Consider the following 15,791-nt stretch of genomic DNA (forward strand, 5'->3'; position numbering starts at 1 on the left):
CTGACCCACCCACCAGGAGGTGAACGGTCCGGTATGCAGGACTTCTTCGACCTGACCCTAGGCGGGATCTCGGCCGGCGCGGTGTACGCGGCGCTCGGGCTCGCCCTGGTCATCATCTACCGGGCCACCCGGGTGGTGAACTTCGCGCAGCCCGCCCTCGCCCTGATCTCGACGTACCTCGCGTACTCGGTGACGAAGGCGACGGGCAGCTACTGGCTCGGCTTCGCCGTCGCGATCGTCGCCGGGACCGTGCTGGGCGTCGCCACCGAACGGCTGCTCATCCGGCCGCTGCGGGACCGCTCCGAACTCAGCTCGATCATCGTCACGCTCGGCCTCCTGCTGGTGCTGCAGGCGGTCGCGGGCATGATCTGGTCCAACGAGCCGCTGGCGTTCCCGTACGCCTTCGACTTCCGCGGCCGGTTCTCCGCGAACGACCTGTTCGTCGTGCTGATCGTCGTCGCCATCGCCGCGCTGGTGCTGGTGGTGTTCAAGTACACGCCGCTGGGCCTGCGGATGCGCGCGGCCGCGTTCGCCCCCGAAGTGGCCAGGACGCTCGGCGTGCGGGTCGGGCTGATGCTCACTGTCGGCTGGGGACTGGCCGCGGCCGTCGGCTCGCTGGCCGGGCTGCTCGCCACCCCGCCGTTCCTCTTCCCGAACGTGCTGGACGGCGTCTTCGTCTACGCGCTCACCGCGGCGGTGCTCGGCGGTCTCGACAACCCCTTGGGCACCATCGCCGGCGGGTTCGTCCTCGGCGTCGGACTGTCCTATGTGTCCGGCTACTTGGGACCGGAGATGGTGACGATCGCCGCGCTGGCCATCCTGGTCGTCGTGCTGACGCTGCGGCCCAGCGGGCTGTTCGGCCGGGCCAAGGTGAGGCGGGTATGAGCGTGCGCACGGAAGTCCCGGAAACGCGCGTGGAGACGACGCGGAAGCGCCGCACGCTGCCGCCGCTGCTCGTCCACACGCTCGCCGCGCTGGGCGCGCTCGCGGTGGTCGTGCTGCTGACCCTGGTCACCGACGAGTTCACCAACCTGCGCATCGCGACCATCGGCTACTACCTGGTCGCGGTGGCCGGGCTGACCCTGCTGACCGGCCTCACCGGTCAGGTATCCCTCGGCCACGGCGCGTTCATGTTCATCGGCGCCTACACGGTGGCGCTGCTGGTGCGGCGGGTGCCGTCGTTCCCGCTGTGGGCCGACCTGCTGCTGGCCTCGGCCGCCGGCGGGCTCGCCGGGCTGCTGGCCGGCGCCGCGGCGGCCCGGCTGCGCGGCCCGTACCTCGCCGGCGCGACGCTGGCGCTGGCCGTCGGGCTGCCCGCGCTGACCCGGAAGTTCCCGGACTTCCTCGGCGGCAGCAACGGGCTGAGCTTCACCGTCCACAGCAGACCGGCCGGGATCGGTGTCCCGGAACTGCGGTGGCAGACCTGGATCGTCTGGCTCAGCGTGCTGCTCGCGCTGGTGCTGGTGGTGAACATCGTCCGCGGCCGGCTCGGGCGGGACTTCCGCGCGGTCCGCGACGACGAGGTCGCCGCCGCGCTGAGCGGGATCCCCGTCGGGCGCACGAAGATCCTCGCGTTCCTGGTCAGCGCGGTGTGCGGCGGGCTCGCCGGTGGCCTGCAGGCGTTCCTGCTGGGCACCGCCGCACCCGGCTCGTTCACGCCCGCGCTGTCGCTGAGCCTGCTGGCCGCGGTGGTGCTGGGCGGGCTCGGCTCGCTGTGGGGCGCGCTGTGGGGCGCGGTCGCGCTCGTGTACTTCCAGGCCTGGTCCGAGGACCTCGCCGACGTCCTGCACCTGAACACCGACGTGGCCAACAACCTCCCGCTCGCGGTGTACGGCGTGATCCTCATCGTCGTCGTGCTCGCCTTTCCGCGCGGCATCCAAGGCGGCGTGCACCGCCTGCTCTCCCGTCGATCCGCGAACCTGAAGGAGAACCATGAGAAGCACTAAGCTCGGCGCGGGTTTCGCCGCCCTCGCCCTGGCGCTGACCGCGTGCGGCGGCGCGGGGGAGAGCGGCGGCGGGCAGCAGGCCGCCACCGATTCGGCGGTCGGCGTCACCAAGGACACCGTCGTCATCGGTACCCACCAGCCGCTCACCGGCCCGGCCGCGCCCGGGTACAGCAAGATCTCCGCCGGTGCCCGCGCGGTCTACCAGGCGATCAACGACGGCGGCGGGATCAACGGCCGGAAGATCGAATACAAGGTCGAGGACGACGGCTACAACCCGACGAAGACCGTCGAGGTCGTCAAGAAGCTCGTCCTGCAGGACAAGGTGTTCGCGATCGTCGGCGGGCTGGGCACGCCGACGCACTCGAAGGTCGTCGACTACCTGAACTCCGAAGGCGTGCCGGACCTGCTCGTGTCCTCGGGCGCGCTCGCCTGGGACAACCCGCAGAAGGCGCCGATGACCTTCGGGTACCAGGTGGACTACACCCGCGAAGGCAAGATCCAGGGCAAGTACGTCAAGGACACCTTCGCCGGCAAGAAGGTCGGCTACTTCACGCAGAACGACGACGTCGGCCGCGACACCCAGGCCGGGCTCGACCAGTTCGTCAAGGACCAGGTCGTCGTCCGGCAGGGCTACGACAGCGCCAACACCGACGTCACGCCGCAGCTGTCCGCGCTCAAGGCGGCCGGCGCCGAGGTCGTCGTCTGCGCGTGCATCCCGGCGTTCACCGCGCTGGCGATCCTGGCCGCGGCGAAGATCGGGTACAAGCCGCAGTTCGTGGTCAGCAGCATCGGCGCGGACCCGGCGACGCTGTCCGGGCTGCTGCAGGACTTCGCCAAGCGAGGCGGCGCCAGCGTCTCCAGCGGGCAGCTGCTGGCCGGCCTGATCGGCACCGGCTACCTGCCGGACGTCGCCCAGACCTCGGACCCGTGGGTGGCCTACTTCAAGGGCCTCCACGACAAGTACATCGCGAAGGAGCCGTTCACCAACACCGTGCTGTTCGGCATGGTGCAGGCCTACACGTTCGCCCAGGCGCTCAAGGCGGCCGGACCGGACCCGACGCGGCAGAAGGTCGTCGACGCGATGAGCTCCGGCGCGCTCAAGGGGCCGGGCCTGACGCCGTTCGGGTTCTCGAAGGACTCGCACGCCGGCTACACGGGCGCGTACGTGTTCAAGATCAACCCGGACACCACGACGACGGTGATCCAGCCACCGGCTGTCACCGACCGCGGCACGGGCGCGATCACGCCGTACTCCGGTGAGCGCGCCACGCCCGAGCAGGTCAACCTGGTGAGCAAGTGACGACCGGGCCGGCTCGTGGGCGCCGCGGGCCGGCCCGTCCGCTCACATAGGGTGGCGACATGAGTGTCAGGGAGAAGGTCGTACGGGCGGCCGTGCGGCTGTTCGCCGAGAAGGGCTTCGAGGCGACGACGGTCCGGGAGATCGTCGAGGAGGCCGGCGTCACCAAGGGCGGGCTGTACCACTACTTCGAGTCCAAGGACGACCTGCTCTTCGAGATCTACGCGGCGATGCTGCGGATGCAGACGCGGCGGATGGTGACGATCGCCGAGTCGGACCTGCCGCTGCCGGAGCGGCTGCACACGATCGTCGCCGACGTCGTGGTCACCAGCATCGCCGACCTCGACGCGGCGACCGTGTTCTTCCAGTCGTTCCCGCTGCTGGAGAAGTCCAAGCAGGTCCAGGTGCGCGCGGAGCGGCGGACCTACCACGAGCGGGTCCGCGACCTGGTGGCCGAAGGCCAGCGGACCGGCGTCTTCCGCGACGACGTCCCGGCCGACCTGGTCATCAACTACCACTTCGGCGCCATCCACCGGCTGGGGATGTGGTACCACGCCGACGGTGAGCTGTCGGGGGAGCAGGTGGGGAAGCACTTCGCGGACCTGATGCTGCGCAGCCTTTGCCCGTAGCCCGCGAGCCCGTTTGACTCCGCGGCCGCCGTGGTATTGACCGGGTTCAACGCTGTCCCGCTTTGGAGGGTGCTCGTGCAGATCCAGGTCAACACCGACCACAACGTCCACGGTGGCGAAGGGCTGGCCGCCTACGTGAGCACCGACCTGGAGGAGAGCCTGTCCCGGTTCGGCGGGTGGTTGACCGGGGTGGAAGTGCACCTCAGCGAAGACGGCGGTGGCAAACCGGAAGACAAGAAGTGCGTGATCGAGGCGCGGCCGGGTGGCAAGCAGCCGGTGGCGGTCACCCACCACGCGGCCACTGTGGACGACGCCTTCGCCGGGGCGAAGCACAAACTGGTGCGGGTGCTGGATTCCCGGTACGACCGCGCCCACGACCACAAGGGCAGTGACAGCATCCGGCACATGCCCCCTCCGGAAGACCCGGCTCAGGTCGGCGTGATCGAAGACGGGGAGAACTCCCGCGACACCACGCCGGGTGTCGGCTAACCTCTGTCGCGTGTCGAGCCCCGAAGCGTCCAGGAGCGGGCCGCCGGTCGTCCCGGCGGCCCGGTAAGCCCCGCTTTCCCGGGTTCCCCGGGTGACCACGAAATCGTCCGTCGATCTCGTGCTCCCTGGAGTTTCGTGTGCCCCTGTATTTCCTCGCCCTGGCCGTGTTCGCCATGGGCACGTCCGAATTCATGCTCGCCGGGCTGGTGCCCGGCATCGCCGCCGCGCTCGGGGTTTCCCTGCCGCAGGCGGGGTATCTGACGTCCGCCTTCGCCCTCGGCATGGTCGCCGGCGCACCGCTGACGGCCGCGCTCGCCCGGTCGTGGCGGCGCCGCACCGCGCTGCTGTGGTTCCTGGCGCTGTTCGCCTTCACCCACGTCGCCGGCGCTCTGACGACGTCGTTCGCCGTCCTGCTCGGGACGCGGGTGCTGGCCGCGGTGGCGTACGCGGGGTTCCTCGCCGTGGCGCTGACCGCGGCCACCGCGCTGGCGCGGCCCGGCCGCGCGCTCGGCGTCCTGCTGGGCGGCTCGACGGTGGCGTGCGTCGCCGGGGTGCCCGGCGGGGCGCTGCTCGACGCGGCGTTCGGCTGGCGGTCGGCGTTCTGGGTGGTCGCCCTGCTGTGCCTGCCCGCCTTCGCCGCGGTCCGGCGGATCCCCGACACCCCGGCGGGCGATCGGCCCCGTGGGTTGCGGGCCGAACTCGCCGTGGTGCGGCCGCTGGCGGGGCTGCTCCTCGCCGGCGCGCTCGTCAACGCGGCCACCTTCGGGGTGTTCACCTCCCTGGCGCCGGTGGCCGCGGGCGTCGCTCCGGTGCCGGTGGTGCTCGGCGCCTTCGGCGCGGGGTGCTTCGCCGGCATCACCGCGGCCGGGCGGCTCGCGGACCGGTGGCCCGGCCGGGTCGTCGCCGTCGGCGGTTCGCTGCTGCTCGCCGGGTGGGTTGCCTCGGTGCCGGCCGCGCACGACCCGGTGGCGCTCGTGACCCTCGCCTTCACCCAGGGCGCGTTGTCCTTCGCCGTCGGCGGCACCGTGATCGCCCGGATCCTGCGGCTGGCCGAGGGCGCCCCGACGATGAAGGGGGCCTACGCGACCGCCGCGCTCAACGTCGGGGCCACCGCCGGTCCGGTGCTCGCCGGGGCGGCGGCGAACCCGTTCTGGCCCGCCGCGGTCCTGGTCGCGGGCGCGCTCACGACCTACGCCTGCCTGCGACGGCGGACGTGATGGGTGATCAGCAGGGCGATCGCCCCGATGGCGACGCCGCCGGCGACCATCCGCACCGGCAACCCGAGGCCCACCAAGGGACCCGCCGCGTTGACCGCGGCGCTGACCACCAGGACCAGCCACAGCAGGGCCGGGCTCGAAGTACGCGTGGAAACGTTGTCGTTGTTCATGCCCTGAACGCTAGGGACCCGCCGCGGCCGCGGGAATGCCGTCCGCACCCGGATGCGGGGTGGTGCCTGCGCTACCCCGCGTCCCGGCCGAGGTAGGCCAGCACCGCCAGTACCCGGCGGTGCCCCGCGCCTTCGTCGGACGGCAGCCCGAGTTTCGCGAAGATGTTGCGGATGTGCTTGAGCACCGCGCCGTCGCTGACGACCAGCAGCTCCGCGATCGTGCTGTTGTTGTAGCCCTCGGCCATCAGCCCCAGCACTTCGCGCTCCCGGGCGGTCAGCGCCTCCAGCGGGTCCGCGGCGCGGCGACGGGCCATCAGCCTGCCGATCACCTCCGGGTCCATCGCCGTGCCGCCCTGCGCGACGCGCCGGAGTGCGTCGAGGAACCGCTCGACCTTGCCGACGCGCTCCTTGAGCAGGTAACCGACCCCGCCGACGCCGTCGGCGAGCAGCTCGACCGCGTAACTGGTCTCGACGTGCGCCGAGAGCACCAGCACCGGCAGCGCCGGGTGGATCTCGCGGGCGCGGACGGCCGCGCGCAGGCCCTCGTCGCGGTGGGTCGGCGGCATGCGCACGTCCATCACGACCGCGTCCGGCCGCTCGCCTTCGATGAACGCCAGGAAGTCCTCGGCGTTGTCGACCGCGGCGGCCACTTCGATGCCCGCCGTCTTCAGCAGCAGGGAGAGGCCTTCGCGCAGCAACGCGTCGTCCTCGGCGATCACGACCCGCATGGCAGCTCCACTCGCAGCACGGTCGGCCCACCGGGTGGGCTGGTCACGGTCAGGGTTCCGTCGAAGGCTTCGGCGCGGCGGCGGATGCCGGCCAGCCCGCTGCCCCCCGACTCGTCGGCGCCGCCGCGGCCGTCGTCGCGGATCTCCAGGCGCAGCACCGAAGGCGTTCCGCCCAGCGTGATGTCCACCCGGGACGCGTCGGCGTGCTTGGTGACGTTGGCCAACGCCTCGGCGACGACGAAGTAGGCGGCGGCCTCGACCGCGGCCGGGCGGCCGGTCTCGTCCTCGACGTCGACGGCGGCCGGCACCGGGCTGCGCTCGGCGAGCGCGCGCACCGCCCCGGCCAGGCCGCGCTCGCTCAGCAGCGGCGGGTGGATGCTGCGGACCACCGTGCGCAGCTCGGCCAGCGCGTCGGTCGCGGTGTCCTGGGCCTTGACCAGCAGGTCGCGTGCGGTGGCCGGGTCGCGCTCGTAGAGCTGGTCGGCGAGACCGAGCTGCAGCACGACCGCCGCGATCCGGGCCTGCGTGCCGTCGTGCAGGTCACGCTCGATGCGCCGCAGTTCGGCGCCGTGCGCTTCGAGCGCCGCCGCCCGGGTCGCGGTCAGCTCGGCGACCCGGTCCGCCAGCACGACACCCGGGGCGGGCTCGAGCAGGCGCTTCGCGGTCCTGGCCTTCCAGCGGGCGACGCGCGGCAGCAGGAGGGACACCGCCGCCATCGCGACCCCGGTGAGCACGCTCAGCGCGGCCATCGGCCACGAGTCCACGACCAGGCCGAAGGAGCCTTCGATGCCGCCGGGGACAGCCGGCCAGAGGAAGGCGAAGACGACCTGCTCGACCGCGGCCACCGGCAGGCCGAACGCCAGCGCCCCCATGATCGTCCCGGTCGCGGCGTGGAGCGCGAGCCACGCGAGGTCGCGGCGGGTCGCCGGATCCTTCAGCGGGGAGCCGTCGCGGTAGGGCTCGGGGATCGGTTCGCCGAGGTGGCGCGCGGCCTGGCGGCGGTCGATCCCGACCGGACGGCGCGCCAGCCGGATCGCCGGGGCCAGCGACGGGATCCCGACGCCGAACGGGCACAGCAGCAGCACGGCGAACAGCCCGGCGAGGGCGAGCATCGACAGCAGCGACGTGCCGGCGCCGACCACGAGGTAACGAACCGCCGACCAGCACTCGCGCAAGCGGGTCGTCACGCCCCCAGTGTTCCACCCCACCGCGGGGGTGGTGCTGGCGCTACCCCGGATCCACCTCTCCACGGGATCGATGCGCCGGCCGTACCGGCCTAGGTTTCGGTGAGAGAACGAAGGGGATCGCAATGACCACAGCGTATGCGCTGGAAATGACCGGGGTGCGGAAGGTGTACGGCTCCGGCGACGGCGCCGTCACCGCGCTGGACGGGGTGTCGGCGGGGGTGGCGCGGGGGACGTTCACCGCCGTGATGGGCCCGTCCGGCTCGGGCAAGAGCACCTTCCTGCACTGCGCGGCCGGCCTCGACCGCCCGACGTCGGGGCGGGTGCTGCTCGGCGGCACCGAGATCGGCGGGCTGAACGAGCGCCGGCTGACGGAACTGCGGCGCACCCGGATCGGGTTCGTCTTCCAGGCCTACAACCTGCTGCCGTCGCTGAACGTGCTGCAGAACATCACGCTGCCGCTGCGGCTGGCCGGGCGGAAGCCGGACCCGCGGTGGCTGCGGGAGATCGTCGACGGCGTCGGCATCGCGAACCGGCTGGAACACCGCCCGGCGGAGCTGTCCGGCGGCCAGCAGCAGCGCGTCGCGATCGCGCGGGCGCTCGTCACCCGGCCCGAGGTCGTGCTGGCCGACGAGCCGACCGGCGCCCTCGACACCCGCACCGGGCGGCAGGTGCTGGACCTGCTCCGTGCGATCGTCGAGCAGATGGGCCAGACCGTGCTGATGGTCACCCACGACCCGGTCGCCGCCTCCGCCGCGCACGGCGTGCTCTTCCTGGCCGACGGCAAGCTGGCCGGGCACCTCCCGCACCCCACCCCCGAGCGGGTGGCGGAGCGGATGACGCACCTCGGGGAGTGGTGAGCGTGCTGGCACTGGCCTGGCAGACGATCCGGAGCCGGCTCGGCGGGTTCGCCGGCGCCTTCATCGCGATCCTGTGCGGGACCGCACTGGTGGCCGCCTGCGGGATCCTCATGGAATCCGGCCTGCGCGCCGGCGTCCCCACCCAGCGCTACGCCGCCGCGGCGGTCGTCGTCGGCGGGGCGCAGTCCGTGCGGCCGCCCGGCGCCGACGCGTTGTCGACCGAGCAGGTCGGCGAGCAGCCGGCGGTCCCGGCGGCGCTGGCCGGGCGGATCGCCGCGGTGCCCGGGGTGCGCGCGGCGGTGGCGGAGCAGAGCTTCCCGGCGCAGGTGGTGACCCGCGACGGCCGGGTGCTCGCCGAGCGGGAATCGCTGGGGCACAACTGGGACGCGGCCGTGCTGGCGCCGTTCGCCCTGCGCGGCGGCGAGGCACCCCGGACCGACGGCGAGGTCGTGCTGGACGCCGACCTGGCGCGCCGGGCCGACGTCGGCATCGGCGGGCAGGTGCGGATCACGACCCGCTCGGGGCCGGTGGCGTTCAAGGTGAGCGGGGTCGTCGACGGCACCTCGCGCCAGTCGGCGGTGTTCTTCACCCCGCAGCGGGCCGCGGAGCTGGCGGGACGGCCGGGCCAGGCCCACGCGATCGGTGTGCTCGCCGAGCCCGGGACCGAGCCGGAAGCGCTCGCCGAGCGGGTGCGGGCCGTCGCCGGCGGCGCCGAGGTGACGACCGGCGTCGAGCGCAGCAGCATCGAGTTCCTCGACGTCAGCCAGAGCCGGGTGCTGCTGCTGGCCGTCGCCGGCTCGTTCGGCGGGTTCGCGCTGCTCGTCGCGGTGTTCGTGGTGGCGAGCACGCTGGCCCTGACCATCAACCAGCGCCGCCGGGAGTTCGCGCTGCTGCGCGCGGTCGCGGCCACCCCGCGGCAGATCCGCAAGCTCATCGGCACCGAGACGACGCTGGTCGCGCTCGTCGCCGGGGTACTGGGCAGCGTGCTGGGCCTTGCGGTCGCGTCCGGGCTGCGAGACGCCTTCGCCGCGATCGGGGTCATCCCGGCCGACTTCGGGCTGGCCATCAGCCCGCTGCCGCTGCTGGCGGCGGTCCTGCTCGGCCTCGGCGCGGCCCGGCTGGCCGCCTGGGCGGCGTCGCGGCGGCCGTCGTCGATCCGGCCCGTCGAGGCGCTGGGCGAGGCCGCGGTCGAACGCCGCGAGCTCGGCCGGGGCCGCCTGCTCACCGGCTGGGGCCTGGTGCTGGCCGGCGTCGGCGGCGCGCTCGTCCCGCTGTTCCTGCGCGGGGACATCGCCGCCGCGAGCTCGACCATGGCCACCCTCGTCGTCGTCATCGGGCTGGCCGTGGTCGGTCCCCAGGTGACCGGGCTGGTGGTGCGGTTCCTGGTCCCGGTGCTGGCGCGGGGCTGGCGGATCAGCGGGTACCTCGCCGGAGCGAACGCCCACGCCAACGCCCGGCGCGTCGCCGCGGCGGTGACCCCGCTGATGCTGGCGGTGGCGTTCGCGCTGGCCACCTTCTACGGCCCGACGGCGGCCACGGCGGCGGCCCAGCAACAGGCGGCGCGGTCGACGACCGCCGACTACGTGCTCACCGCACCCGGCGGCGTCACGCCCGAGGTGGCCGCGGCGGCCGGCCGGGTGCCGGGGGTCGCGGCGGCGACGCCGGTGGTGCGCACGTCGGTGATCACGGCGACGCCGCTGGGTGACAGCGTGGAGGTCCAGCGGACGCCGGCGCAGGGCGTGGCGGGCGACCGGGCCGGGGCCGCCCTCGAACTGGGCGTCGACGCCGGGCGCCTCACCGACCTGACGGGGGACACGGTGGCGCTGAGCCGCGCGGAGGCGGACTGGCTGGAGAAGAAGATCGGCGACGACGTGGAGTTCTACTTCGGCGACGGCGTCCCGGCGAAACTGCGGCTGGTGGCCACGTACACGCACGACCTGGCCTTCGGCGACTTCGTGCTCCCGGTCGCGCTGGCCCGCGAGCACATCGGCGGCCGCCTGGACGACTCGGTGCTGGTCCGGCGGCAACCCGGCGCCGACGCGGGCACGGTGGCCGCGGCGCTCGCCGCCCTGCCGTACCCGGGCCTGGTGCTGGCGCCGGCGTCGGCCACCACGGCCCCGGAAGGCGGCGAACGGCAGGCGCAGTTCTACCTCAACCTGGTGGCGGCCGGGGTGATCGTCGGCTACCTGGCGATTTCGGTGGCCAACACGCTGGTCCTGACGACCGCCCAGCGCGGCCGCGAGTTCGCGCTGCTGCGGCTGGTCGGCACGACCCGCCGCCAGGTGACCCGCATGATGCGGCTCGAAGCACTGGCCACGGTCGGCATCGCGGTCGTGCTGGGCACGCTGGTGGCCCTGATCCCGTTGACCCTGCTCAACTTCGGGTTGCGAGGCACCCCGGTCCCGGCCGGGCCGCTGTCGGTCTACTTCGGAATCATCGCCGGCGCGGCCGCACTCGGGATGGTGGCGATCGGGGTGGCGACGTCGGTGGCGCTGCGGGCCCGGCCGATCGACGCGATCGGCTTGCGCGAGTAGGGAAAGCGGGGTGGGCCCGGCCGGCCCACCCCGCCCCGCGAGATCATCGAAAATTTCCGAAAGTTATTGCCCTACCAGCGGAACAACTCGCATGCTTTGGCCATCCTGGCTCGCCTGCCAGCCTCGACGAGGAGGAAGCATGCTCACCAAGAAACGCGGCCGCAGCAGGGTGTTCGCCGGCGGCGCCGTCCTTGCGCTGATCGCCGCATTCCTGCCCGGAACCGCTTGGGCCGACACCGTCATCACGAGCAACCGAACGGGCTACGACAACGGGTACTACTACTCGTTCTGGACCGCCGGCGGCGGCTCGGTCTCCATGACGCTCAGCTCGGGCGGCAACTACCGGACGAACTGGAGCAACGTCAACAACTTCGTCGCCGGCAAGGGCTGGGGCAACGGCAGCCGCCGGACCGTGAACTACTCCGGCAGCTTCAACCCCTCCGGCAACAGCTACCTGGCGCTCTACGGCTGGACGTCCAACCCGCTCGTCGAGTACTACATCGTCGACAACTGGGGCAGCTGGCGGCCGACCGGGACCTACAAGGGCACCGTGACCAGCGACGGCGGGACCTACGACATCTACCAGACGACCCGCTACAACGCGCCGTCCGTCGAGGGCAACAAGACGTTCAACCAGTACTGGAGCGTTCGCCAGCAGCGGCGGACCGGCGGCAGCATCACCACCGGCAACCACTTCGACGCGTGGGGCCGCGCCGGCATGCCGCTGGGCAGCTTCAACTACTACATGATCCTCGCGACGGAGGGCTACCAGAGCAGCGGCAACTCCAACATCACGGTGGGCTGACCATGCGCGTGTGGAGCACTCTTCTGGCCACGGCGGCCATCGCCGTGGCGAGCGCGGTGGCCGTGACGCCGGCGCACGCGGCGGCGTGCAACGGGTACGTCGGCCTGACCTTCGACGACGGGCCGTCGAACGCCCACACCCCGGCCATCCTGAACGCGCTGCGGCAGAACGGGTTGCGGGCCACGATGTTCAACGAGGGCCAGTACGCGGCCGCGTACCCGGCGCAGGTCCGCGCCCAGGTGAGCGCGGGGATGTGGGTCGGCAACCACAGTTACACGCACCCGCACCTCGGCCAGCTGGGCCAGGCGCAGGTGGATTCCGAGATTTCCCGGACCCAGCAGGCGATTTCGGCCGCGGGCGGCGGCACGCCCCGGCTGTTCCGCCCGCCGTACGGGGAAACGAACGCGACGGTCCAGTCGGTGGCGTCGAAGTACGGCCTCCGGCAGATCATCTGGGACGTCGACTCGGGAGACTGGAACAACGCGAGCGTCAGCGCGATCGTCGCCGCCAACGCCCGGCTCACGAACGGCCAGGTCATCCTCATGCACGAATGGCCGGCCAACACCCTGTCCGCCATCCCGCAGATCGCCCAGACGCTGGCGAGCCGCGGGCTGTGCGCCGGGATGATCTCACCGCAGACGGGGCGGGCGGTCGCCCCGGCCTGAGGTGTGCGGTGGCGCGGCGGCTGCACCCCGCCGCGCCACCATCCTCCACAGTGGACCGTCCGGCGGGGCTCGCGGTGGTAGCCTGCCTCCCGGTACCGGGAGGGGAGCATTGGGGGAGCCGCGGGTGATCAGGGTCGTCGTGGTGGACGACCGGCAGGCCGTGCGGGAAGGCTTGGTGGCGCTCATGGACCTCCTCGACGACGTCGAGGTCGCCGGCTCGGCGGCCGACGGCGCCGCAGCGCTCGCCCTCCTGCGGCGGCTCGACCGGGTCGACGCGGTGCTGGTGGACCTCACCATGCCGGCGATGACCGGCGTCGAAGCCACCGAGCGGATCGTCCGCGACCACCCGGACGTGGCCGTCCTGGTGCTCACGACCCACGCGGACGACCGGTCGATCGCCGGTGCGCTCGCCGCCGGGGCGCGCGGCCACCTGACGAAGGACGCGGGCCGCGCCGAGATCGGGGCGGCGCTGCGGGCCGTGGTCGCCGGTCAGCCGACCTTCGGCGCCGGCGTGTCCGGCCGGGTGGTGTCCGCGCTGTCCGGCCGCGGCGGCGAAAAGGACCGGCTGCCGGACGGGCTGACCGCGCGCGAGGCCGAGGTGCTGGGCCTGATCGCCACCGGGCTGAGCAACGGCGAGATCGCGGCCGAGCTGGTCATCGCCGAGGCGACGGTGAAGACGCACATCAACAACACCTTCGCCAAGATCGGCGTGCGCAACCGGATCGAAGCGCTGCGTTACGCCGTGCGGCACGGGCTGGGCCGCGGCTTCACGGCTTAGGGTTATCTTCGAGCTGGTCGCGCCCAGCTCGGCGCGCACGACCGCCCGCCTCCGAAAAGGGCACTTTCACGAAAGTGCCCGTTGTCCGCCGGCGTCGAGGGAGACGACGGTGCGTCCGGGGAGGTCAGGCAAGGGGTCGGTTAACTCGGACATTTCACCGGCCCGGCGACGGCCGGCCGGGTGCCGTTCCCGCCGCGTTCACTTCGCACGCCTTCCGGATTCACTTGCGGTGCCTAAGTTTCTCCGCGTGAACGCACCCCTGGCAGTGAGCGCCCGCGGGATCACCAAGTGCTTCGGCGACGTCGTCGCGCTCGACGGCGTCGACTTCGACGTGGCGCCGGGGCGGATCCACGGCCTGGCCGGCCCGAACGGCGCCGGCAAGACGACCCTGCTCGGCCTGCTGCTGAGCCTGGCCGTCGCCGACGAAGGACGGCTGGAGATCCTCGGGACGCCGGTCGGCCGCGCGCTCGCCGCCCCCGCCGGGGTCGCCGGGTTCGTGGACGGGCCGGGGCTCTACCCGTCGCTCACCGCCCGGCAGAACCTGACGGCCCTGGCCAGGCTGGGCGGCCACGCCGTCGGCGACGTCCTCGAGCAGGTCGGCCTCGCCGACGTGGCCGACGACCGGGTCCGCGGCTTCTCCCTCGGCATGCGCCAGCGGCTCGGCCTGGCGGCGGCCTTGCTGACCTCGCCCCGGCTGCTGGTGCTCGACGAGCCGGCCAACGGCCTGGACCCGGCGGGGAAGCAGCACGTCCACGGCGTCCTGGCGCGGCTGGCGGCGACCGGCACGGCGGTGGTGCTGTCCAGCCACCGGATGGACGACCTCGAGGCGCTGTGCGCGGAGGTGACGATCCTGGCGACGGGCCGGGTGGTCTTCACCGGCCCGCTGGCGAAGCTGTCGGCGGAGAACGGCGAGCTCGCCTACCGGCTGCGCACCTCCGATCCGGTCGCCGCCCGCCGGGTGCTGGCGGAAACGCGCGGCGTCCGGCTCGCCGGAACGCCGCGGGACGCCGAGGACGTGGTGGTGCGCGCGCTCGTGCCCGCGCTCGACGAACTGGTGCTGCGGCTGGGGCGGGACGGGATCGCGGTGCGCGAACTGGCGCCGGTGGTGTCGCCGCTGGAAGCGGCGTTCCTCGCCTTGACCGAGCAGGAGAGCCGCCGATGACCGCACCCGCCCGTCCGGTGCCCCTCGCCCGCACCTACCGCTTCGAGCTGGTCAAGCTGTTCGCCACCTGGCGCATCCGCCTGCTCGTCCTCGCCTGCTGGGCCGCCCCCGCGGTCTTCGTCGCCGCCGTGGGCGAACAGAGCTCCCTGCCCGTCGACACCCTGTTCGGCCGCTGGATGAACGCCACCGGGTGGGCCGGCCCGCTCGTCATGCTCGGCTTCGCCGGCACCTACGCCCTTCCGCTGCTCACCTCCGTCGTCGCCGGGGACGTCTTCGCCGCCGAAGACCGGCTCGGCACCTGGCGGCACCTGCTCGTCGCCGTCCGGTCCGCGAGGCGGCTCTTCGTCGCCAAAGCACTGGCCAGCCTCACCGTCCTGCTCGTGCTCGTGGCCGGGATGGCCGTCTCCAGCACCGCCGGTGGCCTGCTCACCGCCGGGAACCGGGCCCTCGTCGGCTTCGACGGCCACCTCCTCGCCCCGGGCGACGCGGCCGCGAACGTCGTCCTCGCCTGGGTCAGCGTGCTCGCCCCGACCCTGGCGCTCGCCGCGATCGGGCTGCTCGGGTCCGTCCGGTGGGGACGGTCGCCGATGGGCCTGCTGCTGCCGGCCGTCGTCGCCCTCGGCATGGCGCTCGCCCAGCTGCTGCCGCTGCCCGTCGCCGTCCGCCTCGCCCTGCCCAGCTACGCCTTCATCGCGTGGAACGGCCTGTTCACCGCGCCCGCCCAGCTCGGGCCGCTGCTGATCGCGGCCGGAGTGAGCCTCGCGTGGGCCGTGGCCGCGACCACCCTGGCGTACCTGCTGTTCGTGCGCCGCGACTTCACCAACGCCGCCCACGACGGCTCGGGACGCCGGGCCTTCGCCGCCGTGCCCCTCGTCGCGCTCTTCGCCCTCACCGCCGGCATCCTCGCCGCCGCGGCACCCGCGCCGGGCTCCGGGATCACCCAGGACAAGGTGCAGCGGTCGGTCGCCACCGCGTTCGCGCACCTCTACCGCCTGCAGGCCACCCAGCTGCACCGCCCCGACGTCACCGAGGCGCAGCTGGCGGCCACGGCCGCGTGCACCAAGGGCGACGGCCTGGTCGAGACCGAAGGGCCGGGCAACGACTGGCGCTGCGTCGTCTCCTGGCACCTGCCGGGCGTCGCGGCCACCGGGTCGGCGATCTACCAGCTCGACGTCACCGCGGACGGCCGGTACGTCGCCGACGGCGACGGGCCGAAGGAGGTCAACGGCTACTTCCAGGTCCGGACCCCCGACGGGGACCAGCCCAACCCGCTCTGGCAGTTCGACGCCAACGTCGAACTGCTCGCCACCACGAAGGGATGAACCCC

General features: G+C 73.1%; 16 protein-coding genes. 13 read left to right on the forward strand and 3 right to left on the reverse strand.

Features of this window, described 5'->3' with window-relative positions; translation table 11 throughout:
* Nucleotides 1–33: 33 nt before the first annotated feature.
* The 6 genes from DV20_RS00980 to DV20_RS01005 all read left to right on the forward strand — a co-directional run bounded on the left by DV20_RS00980 (nt 34) and on the right by DV20_RS01005 (nt 5,578).
* On the forward strand, nt 34–885 hold the full coding sequence (locus DV20_RS00980) for a branched-chain amino acid ABC transporter permease (protein WP_043775418.1): 852 nt from the start codon (nt 34–36) through the stop codon (nt 883–885).
* Entirely contained in the window at nt 882–1,946 is a 1,065-nt protein-coding gene (locus DV20_RS00985; protein WP_043775420.1) for a branched-chain amino acid ABC transporter permease, read from the forward strand. The genes DV20_RS00980 and DV20_RS00985 overlap by 4 nt, the downstream gene beginning before the upstream one ends.
* Entirely contained in the window at nt 1,933–3,246 is a 1,314-nt protein-coding gene (locus tag DV20_RS00990) for an ABC transporter substrate-binding protein (protein WP_043775421.1), read from the forward strand. The genes DV20_RS00985 and DV20_RS00990 overlap by 14 nt, the downstream gene beginning before the upstream one ends.
* Before the next feature lie 59 nt (nt 3,247–3,305).
* On the forward strand, nt 3,306–3,872 hold the full coding sequence (locus tag DV20_RS00995; protein WP_043775423.1) for a TetR/AcrR family transcriptional regulator: 567 nt from the start codon (nt 3,306–3,308) through the stop codon (nt 3,870–3,872).
* A gap of 69 nt (nt 3,873–3,941) precedes the next feature.
* Nucleotides 3,942–4,361, forward strand: a complete 420-nt coding sequence (locus DV20_RS01000) for an HPF/RaiA family ribosome-associated protein (protein WP_235190672.1) — start codon at nt 3,942–3,944, stop codon at nt 4,359–4,361.
* 125 nt (nt 4,362–4,486) lie between these two features.
* Complete coding sequence (locus tag DV20_RS01005) at nt 4,487–5,578, forward strand: MFS transporter (RefSeq protein ID WP_407638306.1); 1,092 nt, start codon at nt 4,487–4,489, stop codon at nt 5,576–5,578.
* On the opposite strand, the gene DV20_RS01010 is transcribed toward DV20_RS01005, so the two are convergent.
* The 3 genes from DV20_RS01010 to DV20_RS01020 form a co-directional block, all read right to left on the reverse strand.
* A complete protein-coding gene (locus tag DV20_RS01010; RefSeq protein ID WP_043775429.1) occupies nt 5,551–5,748 on the reverse strand; it encodes a hypothetical protein in 198 nt (65 codons plus the stop codon). The two genes, DV20_RS01005 and DV20_RS01010, sit on opposite strands and share 28 nt — an antisense overlap.
* Before the next feature lie 71 nt (nt 5,749–5,819).
* Nucleotides 5,820–6,476 carry a response regulator gene (locus DV20_RS01015; protein WP_043775431.1) on the reverse strand — a complete coding sequence of 219 codons (657 nt, stop codon included), beginning with the start codon at nt 6,474–6,476 and terminating at the stop codon, nt 5,820–5,822.
* Nucleotides 6,464–7,663, reverse strand: coding sequence for a sensor histidine kinase (locus tag DV20_RS01020; RefSeq protein WP_043775432.1), 1,200 nt, complete (start codon nt 7,661–7,663; stop codon nt 6,464–6,466). Before DV20_RS01020 ends, DV20_RS01015 begins: the two co-directional genes overlap by 13 nt.
* A 122-nt stretch (nt 7,664–7,785) precedes the next feature.
* Here DV20_RS01020 and DV20_RS01025 point away from each other — a divergent pair, with 122 nt between their 5' ends.
* From DV20_RS01025 to DV20_RS01055, 7 genes are all read left to right on the forward strand, one after another.
* Nucleotides 7,786–8,520, forward strand: coding sequence for an ABC transporter ATP-binding protein (locus DV20_RS01025; RefSeq protein ID WP_043775433.1), 735 nt, complete (start codon nt 7,786–7,788; stop codon nt 8,518–8,520).
* Nucleotides 8,514–11,054 carry an ABC transporter permease gene (locus DV20_RS01030; protein WP_167344352.1) on the forward strand — a complete coding sequence of 847 codons (2,541 nt, stop codon included), beginning with the start codon at nt 8,514–8,516 and terminating at the stop codon, nt 11,052–11,054. The genes DV20_RS01025 and DV20_RS01030 overlap by 7 nt, the downstream gene beginning before the upstream one ends.
* Nucleotides 11,055–11,193: 139 nt before the next feature.
* A complete protein-coding gene (locus tag DV20_RS01035; protein ID WP_043775435.1) occupies nt 11,194–11,859 on the forward strand; it encodes a glycoside hydrolase family 11 protein in 666 nt (221 codons plus the stop codon).
* Nucleotides 11,860–11,861: 2 nt separating this feature from the next.
* Nucleotides 11,862–12,524 carry a polysaccharide deacetylase family protein gene (locus tag DV20_RS01040; protein ID WP_043775437.1) on the forward strand — a complete coding sequence of 221 codons (663 nt, stop codon included), beginning with the start codon at nt 11,862–11,864 and terminating at the stop codon, nt 12,522–12,524.
* Nucleotides 12,525–12,648: 124 nt separating this feature from the next.
* Nucleotides 12,649–13,302: a response regulator transcription factor gene (locus DV20_RS01045; RefSeq protein WP_043775439.1), complete on the forward strand. Its 654-nt coding sequence runs from the start codon at nt 12,649–12,651 to the stop codon at nt 13,300–13,302.
* A gap of 265 nt (nt 13,303–13,567) precedes the next feature.
* On the forward strand, nt 13,568–14,464 hold the full coding sequence (locus tag DV20_RS01050; protein ID WP_084093258.1) for an ABC transporter ATP-binding protein: 897 nt from the start codon (nt 13,568–13,570) through the stop codon (nt 14,462–14,464).
* Nucleotides 14,461–15,786, forward strand: a complete 1,326-nt coding sequence (locus tag DV20_RS01055; RefSeq protein WP_043775445.1) for an ABC-2 family transporter permease — start codon at nt 14,461–14,463, stop codon at nt 15,784–15,786. The genes DV20_RS01050 and DV20_RS01055 overlap by 4 nt, the downstream gene beginning before the upstream one ends.
* Nucleotides 15,787–15,791: the final 5 nt, after the last annotated feature.

This window comes from Amycolatopsis rifamycinica (assembly GCF_000695625.1).
GTDB lineage: Bacteria > Actinomycetota > Actinomycetes > Mycobacteriales > Pseudonocardiaceae > Amycolatopsis > Amycolatopsis rifamycinica.